Origin of the sequence: Rufibacter tibetensis (genome assembly GCF_001310085.1) — a bacterium.
Lineage (GTDB): Bacteria > Bacteroidota > Bacteroidia > Cytophagales > Hymenobacteraceae > Nibribacter > Nibribacter tibetensis.
The window spans coordinates 3,360,014-3,378,511 of the sequence record NZ_CP012643.1 but is presented as its reverse complement, the minus strand read 5'-3'; the positions used below and the strand labels follow the sequence as shown (position 1 = coordinate 3,378,511).

Here is an 18,498-nt window from a genome sequence, read left to right as displayed (position 1 = left end):
GTTTGACTAACTTTTAATAAGGGAGGAAAGTTACAACATTTCAGAAACCAACCCGAACTTAGCATAAAAAATAGCGGTCGTACGTTTGTTTTTCCTTTATCTTTCCAAATTAATTTTTTACTAAGTTACCGTTTCAGGTTCCTTTTATGGAAAAATCCTCTAAACTGATCAAGCTCCTATCTGCTCCCGCAATTTCCTTTGCCCCTCTCCTTGACCATGACTTGAACGCTGAAGACATAGTACGTCTGGACTTTACGGCAAAAAATTCGGCCCTTCTCCAGACCGACCTTCGGGACACCGCTTCATTTGAAAGGTTTGTTTTGGAGATGCTTCAGCAAAAGAAGGCAACCATTGGAGTGGGTGGCTATTTTGAGAATAGAGTTATTTACCGCCGAAGCGAGCATTTTGATACTTCTACGGAAGGAAGATCGGTCCACCTGGGGGTAGATATTTGGGCTCCGGCTGGCATTCCTATCTATGCACCATTGGAGGGAACCGTGCACAGTTTTCAGGACAATGCTAATTTTGGGGACTATGGCCCTACCATCCTTCTACAGCATGAACTAGAAGGCATTCCGTTTTACACCTTGTACGGTCACCTGAGCCGAACTTCCTTGGATGGGTTGTCAGCTGGCAAACGCATTTCTGCTGGAGAGCAGGTTGCTACTATGGGTCCATATCCAGAAAACGGAGATTGGCCCCCGCACCTTCATTTCCAGGTAATGACTGATCTTCTGGGGAAAAGCGGGGACTTTCCGGGAGTTTGTGCTCCTTCTGAGGAAGGGTACTACCGCCAAATCTGCCTTGATCCTAACATCATTATAAGGTCAAAGCACTTAATCTGAGTTCTAAATCGAGCTCCAGCAAGGTGTTCTACTTGATTTCTAAACAACCTCGAAAGGTAGTATGCATGAACGTATAAAGTTGTTGCTCCTCTTTTTGGCTATTTCAATTGTGATTTTAGTGCGGGTGGCAGTAGAACCTGATGGCTTCACTACACCAGATTCCATTCATTACCTTAAAGCGGCTGAAGCGCTTGTAGAGAAAGGCAACCTACAATATCTGGATCAGGGCAAATCCACTACATTAACTATTTGGCCTTTAGGGTATTCTTTCTCAATCGCCACCATATCCTATCTCTCCCCTCTTTCAATATTTTGGAATTCTAAGTTGGTTAACCTGCTTTGGATTGCTTTTGCATTTGCCCTCATCTACAAATTATTTCCTGAGAATAGCTTTTGGATTGGCCTCATCTTCTGCATGCATTCAATCTTAGACATATTTTCCTACACTTGGTCTGAGCCAGGGTTGATGGTGATTATGTTGTGGTTTGCTATCTCTCTCCATCATTTTCTATTCAAATCTTTAGAACAGGTAGAATGGACCTTTCAGCTTATGTTCTCTATACTGTTGTCTTTCCTTTACAGATATTTTGGTGCTTTTCTTTTAGGAGTACTTTCTATGTTTGGAATTTACTTTCTCTGGAAGAAAAATTGGAAGGAAGTAGGGCTGTTGCTTGGACTTGCCGTCTGCATTATTTCCTTTATTGTTTATTACTTTAGGTTTGTACAACTCCATACTGGTTATTACTCTGGTACTACCCGCATTCCGGCAGACGAATCATTTTTATATCTGCTTAGCAAACTAGTTCAGACACAATTGAATGAGATGCTCTTAATTAGAAAGCTTGATTTTCAGAAAATTGATTTCCTTGCTTTTTTCTTCCTACTTCTTCAAGTTGGAATATTTTTCATAGTGCTTAAGAGAATCAATAAACAAAATTTTTGGAAGGCATTATTAAGCCCTAAAGAATCAGATTCCCTTTCATTAACAATCGCCTTTGTAGGAATAAGCTACTGGCTAACAATGGTCATTCTTCGCTTTTTTATGAAATTTGACATGTTTGACTTCAGACTCCTTACTCCAGCTACATTTCTTTTGTTAATAGCTATTCACTCCTATTTCTCGGCAGAACACAGAAAACCACTTTTACAAAAGATTCAAACCCCAATTACCTTTTTATATTTACTTGCTTTAGCACATGGGCTCTATAAACAGCAATTGTTGCTGCTCTTTGTTAACTAGTTTTCCATTTGGACAAAGTTTAACCTCAATCACCCACTTCACTTATGTTTGACGCGGAACGTTTCCTGATCAGGATTCAAGACTTTGCAGTGCTGTATGGCATTAAGGTGCTTGTTGCCATCTTTATACTATTGGTTGGTCTATGGCTCATCAGGCGCATCACAAATTTTACGTATGCGCTTATGACCCGCAAAAACGTAGACCCATCTCTGCGCCCTTTCTTGAGGAACATCCTCAATATTGTGTTGCTGGTTATGCTCATCATGGTGGTGATTGCCCAGGTAGGCTTGGAAGTAACGTCCTTTATTGCGGTACTTGGTTCTGCAGGTCTGGCAGTAGGGTTAGCCTTACAAGGTAGCTTATCTAATTTCGCAGGCGGGGTGCTGATTTTGACTGTCAAGCCCTTCAGGGTGGGTGATTTTATTGAGGCGCAGGGGCAGAAGGGAACAGTAAACCTCATCAACATCTTCAACACCGTGATCATCACTGATGACAACAAAACCGTTTATCTTCCTAACGGACCATTGGCATCAGCGGTGGTCGTAAACTATGATGTAGAAGATACCCGGCGTTTAGATGTTTCTTACTCCGTTGACGCAGCTATACCTATATCAAAAATTAGAGACGTCCTTCAAAGAGTGATTGCTACGGATGACCGTATCTTGAAAGACCCGGAACCGACCATAGGCGTAGAAAAACTGTCCGGCCAAACCATGACCATCTCTATGAAAGTATGGGTGCAACGGGGAAACTACAATTTCCAGCAGGTTTCTGAAGTACTAAACGAAAGAATCAAAGAAGCTTTTGAAGCAGCAGAAATAGGGTTGAAATAAACCGGCTGAAAAGTTTATTTGGTGGTTCTAGAAAAATAGGCCTAAACCTAATTAAGATTCAGAAAATCAGTTGAGTCCCTTTTTACGCTTGATTTTAGAAAATTAGGCGTAAAAAGGGACTTTTACTTAGTCAAACTTGATAGCTTTAACCGGGTGAATTCTGGCAATGAGCAGTGTAGGTAACAGAATGGAAAGCATGGTTAACACGAAGGTGATGGCATTGATGCCCACCCAAATGCGCCAGTCCCAATGGATGGGAACAGTGTCCATATAATAATTTTCGGGGTCTAAGGGGATGAGATGAAAATAGTCCTGCACGCCGCAGAAGAACAGGGCCAACAGGTTACCTCCAATCAAGCCGGCAATGGTTAACCGAAGCCCTCGGTGCAGGAAAATGCCTCTAATTTGCCCGTTGGTAGCGCCCATGGCTTTAAGTGCGCCAATCATATTGGTACGTTCCAGAATCATGATAAAGAGTGTAGACACCATATTGAAGGTGGCTACAAACACGATCAGCACCAGAAAAATCACTACGTTCCGCTTAAGCAGTTCCAGCCAGTCAAAGAGTTGGGCGTAGGTATCGGTTATTTTCTCCAGTTGCAAGTCATAGTTCATCTTGTCAAAGACCTGGCTCGTGACAGTGTCAATCTGGGTAAAGTCGTTAAGGAGGATTTCGTAACCGCCCACTAAGGTATCTGGCCATTGGTTCAGGTCTCTTATTTGCTGCAAATCGCCCAGCACATACACGTTATCAAACTCCTCCAGACCCGTCTTAAAGATGCCTTTCACCTCAAACTTGCGCATTCGTGGCGGATTCTGGATAAAGTAGAAAAGTACCCGCTCACCCACCTTCAGCCGGAGTTTATCGGCCATGAGCTGGCTCATCATGATTTGGTTGGAAGCGGCTGTATCTGTAAACTCCATCAAAGAGCCAGAAACTAAGTTATCCCGTATCCCCCGGAAGTCATAGGTAGAGTCTACTCCTTTCAAGACTACCCCCAACACTTCTTCATCGGTTTTAATGATGGCTGTCTTACGGGCGAAGGGTTGCAGATGGGCTACCCCAGGGATCTTCTCATAGTCGTCTAAGCCTGTGGAGGTGCCCATGGGATAACCTTCAAAGGAGTTATTGGTGTCAAATTTGCTAATTTGCAGGTGTCCGCCAAAACTGAAGATCTTCTCCTGTATTTCATACCGGAAGCCTTCCAGAATAGCAAAGGACACAATCATGATGGCAATGCCCAGCCCTACGCTGAACTTTGCTATTTTTGTGACCGAGGCGGTAAAAGAGTCTGAACGGGCGCCGGTCAACCGACTGGCAATGTAACGGGAAAGATTCACTTCGTCTATTTTGTGCTTAAAGATAGTTATCTGTTCTTAAACTAAACCTATGCTCTCCATCCTCCTCCGTACGGCCATGGTATGTGCTACGCTGGTCAGTTGCCAGAAAACCGCAACTATACCCTCTAACAGCACTACCGTTAACACGAGCAGTACACCCCCTGAGCCGGCTAAGCAGGCGCCGCAAGAAGCTCCTCTCCTAACGGGCGCGCAGCAAACAGAGTTGTATCTGCCGTATCTGCAGGACAAGCGCGTGGGCATGGTAGTAAACCAAACGTCTACCATAGGTAAAACGCATTTAGTAGATAGCCTTTTGAGCAGGGGCGTGAAGATCACCATGATTTTTGCCCCCGAACATGGTTTCAGAGGTGATGCCGATGCCGGTGCCCACATCAAGAACTCTACCGACTCCAAAACTGGTTTGCCTATTCTATCCCTGTATGGAAGCAACAAAAAACCATCGGCGGAGCAGCTGAAAGAAGTGGATGTGGTCCTTTTCGACATCCAGGATGTGGGCGTACGGTTCTACACCTACAGCAGCACCATGCATTATGTGATGGAGGCCTGCGCAGAGCAAAACAAGCCCATGCTCCTGCTGGACCGCCCCAACCCCATTGGCTACCTGATTGACGGAACGGTGCTGAAGCCACAATTCAAATCTTTTGTGGGCATGAACACCATTCCTATTGCCCATGGCTTAACGCTGGGTGAATACGCTTTGATGATCAATGGCGAAAAATGGCTTAAAAATGGGGTGCAGGCGCAGGTAAAGACTATCCCGGTAAAAGGCTACAACCATAAGATGTTCTATTCTCTGCCAAACAAGCCATCGCCTAACCTGCCTAACGACCAATCTATAAAGCTATATCCCTTCCTCTGCCTTTTTGAAGGGACAACCGTAAGCCAGGGGCGTGGCACACAGACGCCGTTCCAGGTGATTGGGGCACCGTATTACCCAGATAAGTCATTCTCGTTTACGCCCGTGCCTATCCCGGGCATGTCCATGGATCCGCCGTACAAGAACCAAGTTTGCTACGGGAAAGACCTGACTAAACTGAACCTGAAAGAGAACTTCACCTTGAGCTATTTACTTGACTTTTACCAAAAATCAGGGCAAAAGGAGAAGTTCTTCAACAACTTCTTCAAGAGCCTGGCCGGGACCGATGAACTGCAGAAGCAGATCATGGCTGGCCTGAGCGAAAAAGAGATACGCGCCTCCTGGAAGACAGATTTAGAGGCCTATAAAAAAATGCGCAAGCAGTACTTGCTGTACCCTGACTTTGAATAACCTCATGCGGAAAGAAGACCTCCGGATTATTTTTATGGGCACCCCAGACTTCGCGGTGCCCGCCCTCCAAGCCTTAGTAGAAAACAACTGGAACGTGGTGGCCGTTATTACGGCGCCGGACAAACCGGCAGGCCGAGGTCTGAAACTGGTGCATTCGCCAGTGAAGGAACTGGCGTTGCAACACAACTTGCCTATTCTGCAACCTACCAACCTCAAAGATCCTGCCTTCCAGGAAGAGCTGAGAAGTTACAGGGCTAGCCTGCAAGTGATTGTGGCTTTCAGAATGCTGCCCGAGGCGGTTTGGAACATGCCAGAACTGGGCTCCCTGAACATTCATGCCTCTCTGCTGCCCCATTACCGTGGAGCAGCTCCTATTAACTGGGCGCTCATCAACGGTGACCAGGAAACCGGAGTAACCTCCTTTTTCCTGCAGCACGAGATTGACACCGGCGACATTATCCTGCAGAAAAAAGTAGCCATTGCCCCGGAAGACAATTTCGGGACGCTATACGAGAAGCTGAAACACGCAGGCGCTGACCTGTTGCTCGAAACCGTTGAAGCCATTGTGGAGGAACGCACTCAGCCTTATCCGCAACCCCAACCCGATGAGCCGCTCCGGATGGCTCCTAAAATCTTTAAGCAAACCTGCCAGATCAATTGGGAGATACCAGCCCAGCAGGTGCACAATTTTGTGCGGGGTTTATCGCCGTATCCTGCAGCCTGGACGGTGCTGGAAGAAAAACAATTCAAAATCTTTTCGGGGCAGGTTCTGGAAAACGCCCCTAAAACTCAGCCCGGCTCCTACACAACTGATGGAAAGTCTTTTCTGCACATTCAATGCGGAGACGGGACAGGTTATGCGGTAGAAGAACTGCAGATGGAAGGCAAAAAACGAATGAAAATTCAGGACTTTTTAAGAGGATTCACTTTTCAGCACGCCATATGATTGGAATAGTAGTAGCCATTGCAGAAAACCGCGTCATCGGGAAAGACAACCAACTCATCTGGCATTTACCCAAAGACCTTCAGCATTTCAAAAAACTCACCATGGGCCACCCTATGGTCATGGGCCGTAAGACGTTTGAAGCCATTGGTAAACCCTTACCCGGTCGTACGTCTATCATTGTTACCCGCCAAGCAGAGTACAAAGCTCCTGAAGGATGTGTTGTAGTTTCTTCCCTGGAGAAAGCGTTAGAACAAGGCTTAGCCCTAGATGAGCAAGTGCTGGTAGTAGGCGGCGGTGAAATCTACGAGCAAGCACTTCCGTTGGCCGAAGTTGTGTACCTCACCTTGGTGCATGAATCTTTTGAGGGTGATGTGCTTTTCCCCGAATTAGAAGCAGAGGCTTGGGAGATTACTGAACAGGAAGAGCATCCCGCCGATGAAAAACATGCCTATCCCTATTCCTTCTTCACTTTTAGACGAAAAGCTGGTTTTAGCCAGAACTAATATTTGAAACATCAATTTCCATTTTAGTGCCACTTTCAAGAAATTAATTCTAGAGTAGGGACTGGTTCGGGTTAGTGGATTTAGGCAAATTTTATCAAAACTGCCCAGAAACAAAAGCTTAGAATCCTCTCTTCTAGAAAGGTTAAACCTTTAGTCCTAAAAGAAAGCCGCCACTTGAATTCAAGTGGCGGCTTTCTTTTAGGACAGTATTATCTATGCAAGAAAGTATTACCTCAAGATGTAGATTTTACCATAGCCATTTTTGAAGGCTTTGTCACCAGCCGTAAAGCGGTGCTTCATCTCTTCTGGTCCATTATCCATTACTACGCGGTAGAGGTACACGCCATTTGCGAGTCTGTCACCGAACTCATCAGTACCATCCCAGGCAAACTCAGAGACGTTGTTCCCGATTTTGATAGGGCCTAACTCCTCCTTCTGAACTTCCCTAATCACTTTCCCAGTCACCGTCATAATCTGAAGCTTCATCTTCTCTGGCACTGTGCTTCCGGTTAGGGTAAAGACAAACCTTGTTTTAGACGAGAATGGGTTAGGGTACGGGTAGAAATTAGTGATGGAGGCTTCATTTACCACTTCAAAGTTGATACTGTACCGCTCACTACCGGCGCGTTGACCCAGGGCATCAACTCCTTGCACTTCTAAGGTATATTTTCCGTTCTCTAACTTTTCTGGCTGATACTCCACCCGGAAATCATTCTTATCATCTGCCGGGAACCACTTAATGTGTGGGTTAGTGGTTACGTCTATCTCCTCAAAATCTGCACCAGTCTTCTTAAGATACACCTTCATAGACGCAGGATCAGTAATAGGAACTGTCTTGGTATTATTTTTCAACACCATGCTGATCAAAGGGCTTGGAGATACAATGTCACCATCTAGAATCCTTACTCCGTCAAACACCACATCCAGCACAGGTGGCATACCCGCTGATAAGTTTACATTGAAGGGAATCTCCAAGGTATTGTTAAGGTAGGTCTGCTCCGGCAGAATGCGGGGGTTCACTGTTACCCGAAGTCTGTTTGCCCCAGTCAAATTAACAGTAGAAAACTTGTGGTTGAAGAAAACCGTGTCTTCTTTTTGCAGAGCCTCTACCTTGAACGTTTTCGGGATATTTGATCCATTTTCTGCAAACACGGTAGCTTCTACCGTAAGTGAATCAGAGAAACTTACTTGACTGATGTTATGAAAAGCAAACCTAAGATTTACTTCGCCACTAGCTGCCTGCTCTGACAACTTCAGGTATTTATCCAGCCCAACTAAATCAGGCCGAATCAATCCTTCCGGTACCCCCTCATATAGAACCGTCCACTCCTCTAATTGTGGAACTGTTCTTTGGGTTTCATCCTTTAAATCTAACCTAAGTCTTAGGTAAGGGTATGTCTTAGCATCAATACCTGCCAGGCTGAAGTTGGAGGAGGTAACATTTGAAGAAAGTACAGTTTCTTTTGCGTTAGCATCTACCCCTATCACATCTAAGGTATAACTGTCAGAAAGCTCCACTTTCATTTGATAGTGAAGTGACTTCCATTCCTTTGCCGGACCAATTAGGGTAGAAGTTAATGTTCCCTGTGACTCTAAAGAATACACTTGCTTCTCTACCCGAATGGCTTGCATATTGCGTTCAATCGGATCACTTGGAGTGGCTCCCATTTCTGTTGCAGTTCCCGGGGCAGTTCCCTTTCTTCCAATAATGGCAAATGGGTCACCAGTTTGTAACTGGTCAATGATTGAGGATCCAATTGTCTTGAAGGCTGCTTTCAAACCTGAACTCATCTCAGAGTAAGGAACACTCCCAATCCCTGTCATAGCCACATGGTACCCGTTGGGGATACTCTTCAAGAAGTTTTCTAGGCGTAGTTGGTTAATTGCTACTCGCAAATCACCGAAATGGTAAACAATTTTTGGGTTGGTCCCACAAATGGAAGCAAACTCAGAAGGGGCATTAACGGGCTCCAGCGTTTGGTCTTTTAGGACAACCGCCATCATGGTTGGTCCAGCCCCACAGTCCCATTCACTGACTTTAAAGTTATTCAGGAAAATACCGTATGGAGGATATCTAAATGGTTGACCACCACCTACACTGTTTATTTCAATCTCTTTACTAGAGGTACCAGCAGCAAAGGAAAAACCATTGGTGGTAGGCTGATCTACTAATTTTTGTTTATCGGCTTTTTGTAATTGGCCTATGGCTTTCTGAGACCAACCAGAACCACTTCCCGGGATGTACCGGAAAGAGCTTGTTGCCCAAACAGTGTCTTCTTCTGAAGCAATGGTCGCATACCTCAATCTCCAATAATAAACAACACTGTCCCTACTGGTTGTATTCGCGGGCAAATTAACTTCCCAAACCGGCAAAGAAGCAGCTTGTACAACCTGAGTTTTCTTCCAGGAACTATTAAACGTATGAACTGTATCCAACTCAAAGTGATAGCCTCTGGAAGCAGTCAGTAAATCTGTAGATTGCCCTACAAGCTTTACTTTCTGGTCTTTCACTATTGAATACTCCTGTGGACCGAGAGCTAATACCCCATCTTTTGAGAAGAAGTACTCAATAGTAATCTGATTGTTAGTTTCGTCGATCTCTTCAATGGAGTTTGTATGATCTAAATGTATCACAAATGTATTCAGACCCGCACCCTCCAGATTCTTAGAATCTAACTCCACCAGTAGCGTATCTCTGTAGTAGACAGGGGCTACTTTGATGGAGTCATATAGGACTTCAGTACCATTGGGCAACTTTCTGTTAACTGAAACATAGAAGCTGTCCTGGTCTACCCTCCCATAGTTTCTAATGTCCAGTTTTAGCGAAAATTTTTCCGTGTTAGCTGTCACTGTGCTTCCGTCTAAAGCCTGCAGGGTTGCCCCACCGTTAGAAACAGCATAATCTGCTTTTTCTGGAGCAAGAAGGCGTAACGCCGGATCAGCATGCAACACCATCTGCATGAGCATAGCATTAGCATTATCCCCGCTGTACCTGCTTAATATATCAAGTGTTCGCTGGTGCTGGACACCCAAGGGTTTTGAGAGGTAGGTAGAGTCACCAAAAGCAACGGAGTAATAAGTTGAAGAAAACAAGTTCATCAGGGTTGGATAACCAAAACTATCATGGGCCAAAAAAGAGATGGCACCTTTGTTTGGAGTTAGCAGCCAATCTTCTCCAAAAGACTTACCTAAGGTGAATGTATTTCCTACATTACAACCGTTCATCAGAATCATTGGGTACTTACCACTATTTTTGTACCCATTTACAACATCTGACACCAAACCAATATCTAGATCTGAAGTAGTTGTTGAACTGTGTCCAAAAAAAGTTATCAATGAAAGTCCAGCATTTAATTCAGAAGAAATATTAACAGTTTCTACAGCGTTAGAAAGATTTTTGATTTTAGTAAGTACATTACCTCCAAGCCAGGGTCCCTCCGCAATTTGTTCATAGCGCCTCATATACCCTGTAAATATTCTCTGCTCATCTAGCGTTTTGCTCCCTATCAAATGCAGAATGTTTTTACGCCAATCCAGGTTGAAAGGCAAGGCTTCATGGGTGCGTACTTTTGCCAAGTAGGATACTACGTCCTGAGGTGAACTTGCAGGCAAACGTCCAGTAGGCACTTTAGGCACCAAATCTCCAGACTCCCAATTAGCAGTAAAGAAAACATCAGAACCTGGAGTACCGCCCGTTGGCACCAAATCTTTGTAAACCAGCCTTGAAGGATTTTTTCTTACATCAATGTTGCCCTCAATACCCTTCCCAATCAAGAATAAATACTGTGGGTTCCCATTTGCAAGCATCAACTTCATATACCTTCTAATGGCTGCAGGCGATTTGTCTCCATAGAAAAATTGGTCATAAAGCTGGTTTACCTCCATGGTTAATGTATCATAACTACCTCCTACTACTGAAGCCCTATAGGCGGCATAGTCTCTTACTGGATTGTTTGAGGCTCCACTTTGAACCATTAAACTTTGATGGGAAACAATCAAGAAACTGGCTTTATTTCCAGAAACTGATCTAAAAACGGTTTCTTTGGCTGGCAGAGGAATCAAGTTCATTCCCGTCCATAAAATGCCTTTATTGAAACTAGCAGGGAATACAAAGCCTTTCTGTGCTCCAATTATTCTTCCAGGTACACGTTTGATATTTCCTAAACTAGTAACATCGTATCCTATTGCATTTACCGCCCCACTCCCTTCAAAGACATAGTATGCAGGAGTGGATGCAAGTGCGGCAGGCGTAAAAAGAACACCTTCTGCTGTGATTGTATTTCTTTGGGGGTAAATTGTTTTGAAGTAGGTTGTACGGAATCTTGAAAGAGGGTTCTTAGGTGCTGTACGAAGAACTAGTTTACCGTCTGAATGAAAATCTGTTATTTGTAAGTTAAACTCCTGTTTTACCGCATCATACGTATTAAACCTTGCGGTACCAATCAACCGCTCAGGCCCGCTTGGGGGTCTAACAAACACATCGACTTCATTACTTTGGTTGTTGGCTCCAGAAAAGGCAATTTCAACTTTAGGGGCTTGACCACCATTAAATAAGTTTGAAGCCATATTTGGAAGGTTGTAAGTAAAACCAGCAGAAACACCCCCAGTAAAACCCTCACCTGCATCCATCCAGGACATGTAACTCTCTCCGTACCTTTTGCCTGCAGAGTAAGTAAAATCATCAATTAGATAATTCTCCTGCCAGTGCCACGTCTCTGGAGCTAAACCAGCTGGTTCCTGATTGTACTGCACCATTCTTTTTCCTGGAACAGTAGACCAGGTCAAGAAATAAGCAGCAGTATCAGTGTACAAGCTGTAGTATGGATTGATATGATGAACAGGATCTTTGTATAACTCCCGATCCATTGCGCCATCATTCTTCTCTCCATAAAATTCAATGAAGTCATTGGCGTCAAAAGAGCCATCGGCCTCACCTTCTACGTGGATGGAAACTTCCTGGCCTCTACGGTAAAGCTGAAAGCTACGTGGGTCTACCCCGTTGATGCCGGCAGCTTGCAGATAAGCTTTGTCCAAACGGTAAATACCTGTGGTAGGCACTTTGATCTTATAATACTTCTGGTTATAGTTGATCCACTCATTTCCGTAGATGACCTGCTGTCCGAAGGACTGTTCAACAGTGCCCAGCAGGGAAAAGGAAAGGAGAAGCGTAAAAAATAAAAATCTTAAATAGTAGGGTGTTTTCATAAGATAGGAACCACTCAGATCAATCAAAACTATAAGCCAAAGAAACAATCACCGAAGAAGCTTGAGAGTTATCTGACACCTTGGACAAGGCTAAATCCAACTGCAACCCATTTGTAGCTACACCAATCCCAAAGTTGGGCTGCACTTTCCAACTACTCTTCCCATTTAAGTCTTCAATCTGTTGCACGTTATTAAAGCCTCCGCGCAAGAACACTGCATTAGCATACCCAATTTCCAACCCAACTTTTGGATCAACAGAAACCACGCCAGTAGATAAAAGGGTATTTCGTTTTCCGTCAGTTGTTATTTCTAAATCAGTGGCAACCAAGGCCGAAAAACGTTTAGCAAACTGAAAGGACCTGCCCACTCCCAAAATCAGACGAGGCAGCGTAACTTCTATGCTGTTGGCATTAAAAGATTCCTCCTCTTGTAGATAGGTGCTTTCAAGTTCATCGGGGTTAAGTTTCCAAGCAGTGAAGGTGGTGGTGATGTCTTTGGCAACCAATCCAAACTGCCAGTTCCCTCTGCGCAATTGGGCTCCGGCATCAATCCCAAACCCCCAGGCATTGGCAAACTTTCCTACGTTACGGTAGATGATTTTAGCGTTGGCTCCTAATGTTAACCCAGGTATAAGATTACTTTGGCGGGCGTAAGAGGCTAGAAACGCATAATCTGCCACCGAGAAGAATTCAATGCTATCGTACTGAATAGCGCCATATTCATTTTGCAGGCGTCGGGTATCTGCAATGTCGTCTACACCCACGCGGATCACTGAAAAAGCAAGGGCACTGGTAGAATCAAGATTAGTGGCGTAGGAGCCGTAGTCGTTTTTGATAATGCCCGCAAAAAGCTCTGAGTGCATGTACACCGCATTGTGGCGCTTAGGCAACCCCACCAGACCTGCTGGGTTCCAGAAGCCCGCAGTGGCATCACGAACAATGGCTGATTGAACCCCTCCCATTCCCAAAGCCCTTGCCCCTACTCCAATGTTAAGGAACTCGTTGCTGTATTTTGGTGCAGAAATATTTTGTGCCTGAGCAATGCCAGACAGAAAGAAAAGAATCAGAAGGGATAAAAAGAGTAATAGGTTTTTAACCATACAAAATAGTTATAAGTCATATACGGAAATAACATGTAAATATAAGGCCCTGCCTCTATATTATAGCAACGTAATTCCAGCGGTATTACATCCATTTAAAGTATACCGTTCCAACTTTATTCCAATTTCCTTCCGCACCTTCTTCTCCCTGGCTCAAGGACACTCCTAAGTACTTACCACACCTTTTCTTTCAGAAACTTGCAACTAAAAATATATTTCAACAGTACCTTGTTTTACATAGTACCTTCTTATATATTTGTATCAATCATTCAGACTCACAGACCATGAAAGTAGAAAACACACAAGTGCAGATGCGGAAAGGGATTCTGGAGTACTGCATTCTGGAGATCATCGCCCGCGGCGAGGTCTACGCCTCTGACATGCTGGAGGAGTTGACCGCCGCCAAGATGATTGTAGTGGAGGGGACGCTCTACCCATTACTGACCAGATTGAAGAACGCCGGCCTCCTGGACTACTCCTGGGTTGAATCCACCTCGGGACCGCCCCGCAAGTATTACACCCTCACCGCCACTGGCAGGGAGTTCCTTGAACAACTTCGCCATACGTGGCAGGAACTGGTAGACTCCACCACCTTCATCATCAACCGCAAGAAATCCAACTAGCCATGAAAAAGAATATAAGTGTCAACTTGCAAGGCATGATCTTCCACGTGGAGGAAGACGGCTACGAGATGTTGAGCCAGTACCTTGCCGCCATAAAGACGTACTTCTCCTCTTATGAGGGGCACGAAGAAATTGTGGCAGACATTGAGTCGCGGATTGCGGAGATTTTCTTCTCCCGCCTGAACCCTGGCAAGCAGGTCATCACCCGCGAGGATGTGCAAGGGCTTATCTCTCAGATGGGAACCATAGCTGACTTTGAAACCGTGGAAGCCGAAGAGGCGGAAGCAGCCTCTGGTAAAACTCAGGGCAACTCTGCCACCACTCCTCCTTTTGAGCCAGTTCCGGGTGAACAGAAACGTCTTTACCGCGACGTGAACCGCAAAGTTCTGGCTGGGGTAGCGGCAGGTATTGCCAACTACCTGCAAATGGACCCGCTTTGGGTACGGATGGCCTTTGTGATTCTAGTATTAGGCGTGCCGTTTACGGGAGGGTTTACCTTATTTGGTGTAATCCTGTATGCCATTTGTTGGGTGGCTTTACCCAAGAATGAAGCTTTACCAGAGATACAGGCGCGTAAATTGTTTCGCGACCCAATAGACAAGAAGTTGGGTGGGGTGGCTAGTGGTATCGCCATCTATTTTGGGGCAGACGTTGCCATCATCCGGTTGCTGTTTCTAATCATGTTTTTAATTGGAGGTTTCGGGCTAATTCCATACATCATTCTGTGGATTGCGGTCCCAGAGGCGAAAACCATAACAGAGCGGGTGCAAATGCAGGGAAACCCCGTCACGCTCTCCAGTATAGAAGCATCCGTTAAAAACAGTTTGAACATGCAGGACGCTAACGGGCAGGAGAGCACCTTAGCCAAAGTCCTATTGTTCCCGGTACGTTTGGTTTCACAGATTATTCAGGCATTGTCAAGAGTGCTTCACCCAGTGATGGGCTTCCTGATCACAATGATACGGGTTTTTGCAGGCCTATTGATGATGGTTGTATCAGGAGCCTTTATGGTAGCCTTGTTAGCTGGCTTGATGGTAGGGCTAGGCATATATGATAAACCTGAGTACTTCAACTTCGGGGAGATTCCCGCCGCCGCTTTCGTGAACGCTGTTCCTTCCTGGATGTTTTGGGCTGGGTTCTTTGCCGGTATCATTCCTGCACTGCTTCTTTTCCTGCTTGGGGTTGGTTTATTGGCCAAGAAGTTTTTACTCCGCCCAACTGTAGGCTGGCCTATGCTGGGAGTATGGTTGATAGCCGTAGCTGCCTTGATCAGTGGAATCGCTTTGACTTCCCGTAATTTCCAGGAAACGGGTGAGTACGCCACAGAGCGGTCTTTCCCCGCCGCCGCATACAACACCATATTTTTCAACATCAGAGATACCAACCATCAATACGGGCACCGTATGGGCATCAAGTTTGAAAGCCATACTGGTACTGATGTAAAGGTGATCCAAACCGCCCGCGCCAAGGGCTTGAATGAGGAAGACGCCATCAGGAACGCCCAAATGATTTCCTACAAAATGGTGCAGCAAGATTCCATGCTTCGGTTCGATGATGCGTTCACCTTTAACTCAAACGCTATTTTCCGTGACCAGGACTTTGACCTTAGAATTCTGATACCGGAAGGAAAACAGCTTCGGTTCTCTGAAGGCTTCGCTGACCACTTCTCCCATAAGGTGACCGATGGAGAATATTACGCGGATGATTTGGCCTCCAACACCTGGCAAATGATAAATGGTCGCTTGGATTGCATCACCTGCAGTAAGGTTGACACCACCGTAAGTACTTCCAGCAGACGCCCGGCAGCAGGCCTTGGAGATAACCTCGCCATTCTGGAAGATGATTATGATGGGGTTTCTAAAATCTACAACGTACGCGATTTCAACCAAATTGAGGCCGGAGGCGGCTACCACATCAGGGTTCGCCAATCTTACCGCCATCACGTGCGGGTTACCGGCCCATCAGACGAGTTAGAGAAACTGCGGCTTCGGGTACAAGACGGAGTCTTGAAAATCAAACGTGACAGCGAGTTCTTCAGGCTTTGGGATGTAAACAAGAGCCTTGTCTTGATTGAGGTAGAAACGCCAGACTTGTCTTTGGTAGATATCAGCGGAGCCGTAAAAGCTGAAGTGATCGGGTTTAACCCAGATAATTTCACCCTTAGGCAATCTGGCGCGAGCGAGGTAGCCATGAACATCAACACAGGCCGATTGGAAATACAACTAAGCGGGGCGGCCTCTACCAACCTAAAAGGCCACTCAGATGACCTTTCCGTTAATGGTAGCGGTGCCAGCAAAGTGGAAGCTTCTAAATTGACTGCCCAACGCGCGGAAGTAGATGTAAGCGGTGCCAGCGAGGTGGTTGTAAACGTGAAAGAATTCCTCAGAGCAGATGCTAGCGGAGCCAGTTCAATTAACTACATGGGCGAGGTTCAGCAAGTAGAAATGAATCAGTCAGGTGGCTCTCACGTGAGCCGTCGCAGATAGAAAGTTGTTTAAGGCCGGTTTCCTGAAAATTGGCTGGAAACTAAAAATACCAAAGGCTTCTCTTCTCTGGATTTCTTAGAGGAGCCTTTGTATAAGGAGGACGCGCTTCTGGCAAAGTCCTCCTTATGTTTTCCCCCTAGTTTCTTTGACAATTGAGAAAAGTTCTGCCAGTGAAAATGCGCGATGGTTAGAAATTTAACTCGCCAAAGCGAAGGAGCCGTTTAGAGCCTGTTTTTTAAATGAGGCTCTAAACGGCTCCTTTTATGTGAAAGCCCCTTATTATCTTCAAGGGTTAAGAAGCCACTGGCTCCAGCCCCAACTTTTTACCTTTTTCCAACAGGAAAGCAAAGGCCTCATCATACTCGTTTCGGATCTCGCCTTCTAAGATTGCTTCAGTAATAGCGTTTTTCAGAATGCCTACCTCTTTTGATGGAGAAATTCCAAAAGTTTGCATGATCAGGTCACCTGTGATTACCGGTTGGAAGTTGCGGAGACTGTCTTTTTCCTCTACTTCTTTCAGTTTCTGCTCTACCCGCTCGAAGTTTTGCAGGTAGCGTTTTACTTTGTCGTTGTTTTTGGAGGTGATATCTGCTTTGCAAAGCTGCATGAGCAGGTCAATGTCATCTCCGGCCTCAAACAACAATCTCCGGATGGCAGAATCTGTAACGGTTTCCTTCACCAAGGCAATGGGACGCAGATGGAGTCTCACTAATTTCTGCACCTGCTTCATGTGGTCGTTCAGGGGCAAGCGCAGATCAGCGAAGATTTTTGGCACTTGGCGGGCACCACGGTCTTCGTGGCCGTGGAAGGTCCAACCTACTTTTTCGTTGTAGCGCTTGGTTTCAGGCTTGGCAATGTCGTGGAGAATGGCGGCCCAGCGGAGCCATAGGTCATCTGAAACCTCGGCCACGTTGTCCAACACCTGCAGCGTATGGTAGAAGTTGTCTTTGTGCGAGTTCTTGTTGATGGTTTCCACGCCATGCAGTTTCACCATTTTAGGGAAAATGAGGTGCAATAAACCGGTCTGGAACAACAGCTTGAAACCGTAAGAAGGCTGTTTGGAAAGGATAATCTTGTTCAACTCGTCCGTAATCCGCTCCTGTGACACAATCTTAATCCGGTCTTTGTTTGCTCCAATGGCATCAAAGGTATCTGGGTCTATGTCAAAGTTGAGTTGCGAGGCAAACCTAATGGCACGCATCATTCGCAGCGGATCATCAGAGAAAGTAATACCCGGCTCCAGCGGGGTTTTGATGTTCTTCCGGCGGATGTCTTTCATGCCTTCAAACCGGTCAATCAGCTCCCCGAAATTACCTTCGTTGAGACTGATGCCCATGGCATTGATGGTAAAATCACGGCGGTTTAAGTCATCCTCCAACGTGCCCTGTTCAACTTCCGGCTTTCGGGAATCGGACCGGTAAGACTCCTTGCGGGCACCCACAAATTCTACTTCCCAACCATCCTGGGTGCGCAGCATGGCCGTCCCGAAGTTCTTGAACACAGCTACCTTAGGCTTGTTGGGCAGTTTACTGGCAACTAGTTGCGCCAGGTCAATTCCGTTCCCAATACACACCACATCAATGTCCTTTGAAGGCCGTTTCAATACCAGATCCCGCACAAAACCACCAATGACGTAAGCCTCCACCTTCAATTCGCGGGCAGCTTCCGCGACAACAGCAAAGACCGGATGTTCTGGAAGGGTGATGTCTTGGGTCATGAGCAATGAATTGATGTAAATGGGTTAATCAACAGTAAATCACTTTACTGCCAAAGGAATAATTGGGCTGCAAAGGTAACGCAAGCCTGCACGTTTGGCAAATGCCGCTTTTTCTCTGCTTAAGTTAGCTAGAGGTAACTGTTTCATTAATCAGTTGTCCTCTATTCACCTCCGCTACACTTGGTTTACTGCAGGATAGTATTAGACTTCCCTTATCTTCCTCTAGTTTGTATAGAATTCAGACTAGCCATGAGCCGCAACCTCGTAAAACCCTTTCGGCTCCTTGAAAGGACCGCTAATACATAAACACCACATGTATAGGATTTACCACTTTCTTGTTTTGAGGCTTATTTCACAAAATTAGCATCGAAA

General features: G+C 45.6%; 12 protein-coding genes. 8 read left to right on the top strand and 4 right to left on the bottom strand.

Going from position 1 to position 18,498, the window contains the following annotated elements:
* The first annotated feature begins 146 nt into the window (after nt 1-146).
* The 3 genes from DC20_RS13855 (at nt 147) to DC20_RS13845 (ending at nt 2,918) form a co-directional block, all read left to right on the top strand.
* On the top strand, nt 147-845 hold the full coding sequence (locus tag DC20_RS13855) for a peptidoglycan DD-metalloendopeptidase family protein (protein ID WP_062544380.1): 699 nt from the start codon (nt 147-149) through the stop codon (nt 843-845).
* A gap of 61 nt (nt 846-906) precedes the next feature.
* On the top strand, nt 907-2,085 hold the full coding sequence (locus DC20_RS13850; protein WP_062544379.1) for a hypothetical protein: 1,179 nt from the start codon (nt 907-909) through the stop codon (nt 2,083-2,085).
* A 44-nt stretch (nt 2,086-2,129) separates the two neighbouring features.
* Nucleotides 2,130-2,918, top strand: a complete 789-nt coding sequence (locus DC20_RS13845) for a mechanosensitive ion channel family protein (RefSeq protein ID WP_062544378.1) — start codon at nt 2,130-2,132, stop codon at nt 2,916-2,918.
* A 126-nt stretch (nt 2,919-3,044) separates the two neighbouring features.
* Here DC20_RS13845 and DC20_RS13840 read toward each other — a convergent pair whose 3' ends face one another.
* Nucleotides 3,045-4,259, bottom strand: a complete 1,215-nt coding sequence (locus DC20_RS13840; protein WP_062544377.1) for an ABC transporter permease — start codon at nt 4,257-4,259, stop codon at nt 3,045-3,047.
* Nucleotides 4,260-4,308: 49 nt separating this feature from the next.
* On the opposite strand from DC20_RS13840, the gene DC20_RS13835 reads away from it, so the two are divergent.
* From DC20_RS13835 to DC20_RS13825, 3 genes are read left to right on the top strand one after another with little or no spacing between them, the layout of a single operon-like run.
* Nucleotides 4,309-5,547, top strand: a complete 1,239-nt coding sequence (locus DC20_RS13835) for an exo-beta-N-acetylmuramidase NamZ family protein (protein ID WP_062544376.1) — start codon at nt 4,309-4,311, stop codon at nt 5,545-5,547.
* Between the two features lie 4 nt (nt 5,548-5,551).
* Nucleotides 5,552-6,493: a methionyl-tRNA formyltransferase gene (fmt, locus tag DC20_RS13830; RefSeq protein ID WP_062545962.1), complete on the top strand. Its 942-nt coding sequence runs from the start codon at nt 5,552-5,554 to the stop codon at nt 6,491-6,493.
* On the top strand, nt 6,490-6,996 hold the full coding sequence (locus DC20_RS13825; RefSeq protein WP_062544375.1) for a dihydrofolate reductase: 507 nt from the start codon (nt 6,490-6,492) through the stop codon (nt 6,994-6,996). Before fmt ends, DC20_RS13825 begins: the two co-directional genes overlap by 4 nt.
* Nucleotides 6,997-7,224: 228 nt before the next feature.
* Here the strand turns inward: DC20_RS13825 and porU2 are convergent, their stop codons facing one another.
* Nucleotides 7,225-12,201 carry a putative type IX secretion system sortase PorU2 gene (porU2, locus tag DC20_RS13820; RefSeq protein ID WP_157593163.1) on the bottom strand — a complete coding sequence of 1,659 codons (4,977 nt, stop codon included), beginning with the start codon at nt 12,199-12,201 and terminating at the stop codon, nt 7,225-7,227.
* Between the two features lie 19 nt (nt 12,202-12,220).
* On the bottom strand, nt 12,221-13,300 hold the full coding sequence (locus DC20_RS13815) for a putative type IX sorting system protein PorV2 (RefSeq protein WP_062544373.1): 1,080 nt from the start codon (nt 13,298-13,300) through the stop codon (nt 12,221-12,223).
* Between the two features lie 284 nt (nt 13,301-13,584).
* Here DC20_RS13815 and DC20_RS13810 point away from each other — a divergent pair, with 284 nt between their 5' ends.
* Together DC20_RS13810 and DC20_RS13805 are read left to right on the top strand one after the other, a co-directional pair.
* On the top strand, nt 13,585-13,923 hold the full coding sequence (locus DC20_RS13810; RefSeq protein ID WP_062544372.1) for a PadR family transcriptional regulator: 339 nt from the start codon (nt 13,585-13,587) through the stop codon (nt 13,921-13,923).
* 2 nt (nt 13,924-13,925) lie between these two features.
* Entirely contained in the window at nt 13,926-16,409 is a 2,484-nt protein-coding gene (locus DC20_RS13805; RefSeq protein WP_062544371.1) for a GIN domain-containing protein, read from the top strand.
* A gap of 292 nt (nt 16,410-16,701) precedes the next feature.
* Here the strand turns inward: DC20_RS13805 and DC20_RS13800 are convergent, their stop codons facing one another.
* Nucleotides 16,702-18,126 (bottom strand): CCA tRNA nucleotidyltransferase, encoded by a 1,425-nt coding sequence (locus DC20_RS13800; RefSeq protein WP_062544370.1) that lies wholly within the window; start codon nt 18,124-18,126, stop codon nt 16,702-16,704.
* Between the last annotated feature and the right edge of the window lie 372 nt (nt 18,127-18,498).